The following is a 2,522-nucleotide window of genomic DNA, read 5'->3' as shown; positions in this document are numbered from 1 at the left end:
TTATTATTCCTTGTATTATTGGGAATGTTTTTACTTCTTGTTTATGCGGTTATGCTTTTGGTCGTTTAAATTTTAAGTATAAGAATATGTGGTTTGCGATGGTCATTGCGACAATGATGCTTCCAGGTGCAGTGACGTTGATTCCCACATTTATGATGTGGAATCAATTAGGGTTTGTAAATTCCTTTGTACCTTTGATCGCCCCAGCCTTTTTTGGCGGTGGTGGTTTCAATGTCTTTTTGATGCGACAATTTTTTGCTGGTATCCCAAAAGAATTAGATGAAGCAGCGATCCTGGATGGTGCAACCCATTGGCAGATTTTTTATAAGATCATGCTTCCATTAGTTAAACCTGCCATGATGGTCGTAGGCTTCTTTACCTTTATGAATACTTGGAATGATTTTTTTGGCCCCTTGATTTACTTGAATGATCCTAGTAAACAGACATTAGCCCTCGGATTATTGCAACTAAAAGGGCAATTTTCTTCTCAATGGAACATCATGATGGCGGCTTCTACATTAATGACGATTCCAGCGTTAGTCTTGTTTTTCTTCGGCCAAAAGTATTTTATTCAAGGAATCAGTCTTACTTCTGGAAGCAAAGGTTAGTTTGCCTGCGTAATAAAAAATAGTTTGAAAAGGAGAGGATGCAATGAACAGACCAGAATACCCGCGTCCGCAATTTGAACGAAGGGAATGGCTGAATTTAAACGGCAAGTGGCAATTTGATTTTACGGACAACCTAGAGGAACAACAGCCACAAGCATTGACACAAACGATCGAAGTTCCTTATGTCTTTCAGTCCAAGCAAAGTGGAATTGAGATCAAAAGCTTTCATGACGGTGTCTGGTATCAGCGAGAGCTGGTGGTGCCAGATGCTTGGCAAGACAAACGTTTATTGTTACATTTTGGCGCTGTCGATTATCACTGTTGGGTTTATATCAATCACAAGCTAGTGGGAGAACATATTGGCGGTCATACCTCCTTTTCTTTTGATGTGACCCAATATGTGACTTTTGACAATGATCTCCTTACACTGAAGGTCTTTGATCCTTCAACAGATGAAGAAATTCCTAGAGGAAAGCAATACTGGCAGGAGGAGTCGGCGGCTATCTGGTACACGCGAACGACGGGGATCTGGCAGACGGTTTGGTTAGAGGCAGTTGATAAAAAAGGCTATTTGGAAAAGGTCTTTTATACCAGTGAGTTTGATCGAGGTTCTGTAGAGATCGCCTATCATTATGCTGGGGATTTAGCGGATAAAGAGTTAGTCACAAAAATTTATTATGGCGAAAAACGAATTGTTTCTGATCGGCAGCTGTTGACAGAACATCAATTCAAACGTTCATACAGCTTATTCAATCAAAAGATCGACCGCAGTGATTTTCATGGCAGTGGTTGGACTTGGACACCTGAGACCCCGCGTCTTTTTGATGTCGTTTTTGAGGTTTGGTCACAAGGAAGGTGTATTGATACTGTTAAAAGCTATTTTGGTTTGCGAAAAATCCATATTCAAGATGGTATGATCCACTTAAACAATCGGCCGTATTACCAGAAATTGGTATTGGATCAAGGCTATTGGCCCTCAAGCCTTATGACAGCTCCAACTGATGAAGACTATAAAAAGGATATTGAATTAGCCAAATCAATGGGCTTCAACGGCTGCCGAAAGCATCAGAAAGTGGAGGACCCTCGCTTCTTATTTTGGGCGGATCAGCTTGGATTTATTGTTTGGGGAGAATGTGCTTCACCAAGTGTTTATACCCGCAGGAGTGCAGGGAAAGTAATGGCTGAATGGCAAGAAATCATTGACCGCGACTACAATCATCCTTGTATCACGACTTGGGTACCGATCAATGAGAGTTGGGGCGTACCGGAAATCAGTATTGATCGTCAGCAGCAGCATTTTTCACAAGCCATTTATCACTTGATTCATTCATTGGATGCCACTCGATTAGTGCTCTCAAACGATGGCTGGGAGATGACAGAGACCGATATTTGCGGGATTCACAGTTATGTTCATGGCACAAAAGAAGAACAGGAGAAATACCGCCACTTCATCGCTAGCTTACGAACAAAAGAGGGAATTTTAGCTTCTGAACCCAATCGTAGAAAAATTTACTGTCCCGGCTTTCAACACCAAGAGGTTCCTATTTTACTAACCGAATTTGGTGGTATTGGTTATGACAAAGGAAATGAAGGTTGGGGGTATACCAATGCAGCCAATGAAACGGAATTTGTGCAAGAATATCAGCGAGTGATCGATGCGGTCTATCAATCAGAAATCCTACACGGCTTCTGCTACACGCAGTTGACAGATGTGGAACAAGAAAAAAATGGTTTGCTGACTGCTGAGCGACAACCAAAATGTCCAGTTGATACTATCAAGCAAATCAATGATCGCTGGCATATAACGATTATTAATAAAATGCAATTATCTGATTAAAAGAGCAAATTTTGCTCTTTTTTTTGTTATTAAATCTACTGTTCAAAAGAAATGTGTTGATAGTGTTCTGCATAATC

2 protein-coding genes are annotated in these 2,522 nt (G+C 40.8%); both read left to right on the top strand.

The window, feature by feature from the left end:
* Nucleotides 1-608, top strand: a 608-nt coding sequence (locus Q0A12_RS05385; RefSeq protein ID WP_291291641.1) for a carbohydrate ABC transporter permease, incomplete at its 5' end; no start/stop codon positions are given.
* Nucleotides 609-651: 43 nt separating this feature from the next.
* Complete coding sequence (locus Q0A12_RS05380; RefSeq protein WP_291291640.1) at nt 652-2,445, top strand: sugar-binding domain-containing protein; 1,794 nt, start codon at nt 652-654, stop codon at nt 2,443-2,445.
* Nucleotides 2,446-2,522: the final 77 nt, after the last annotated feature.

The sequence above is a fragment of the Enterococcus sp. genome (assembly GCF_022711995.1).
GTDB lineage: Bacteria > Bacillota > Bacilli > Lactobacillales > Enterococcaceae > Enterococcus_D.
Note: the sequence above shows the minus strand (reverse complement) of the source record. Positions and strands in the feature narration are given on the sequence as shown.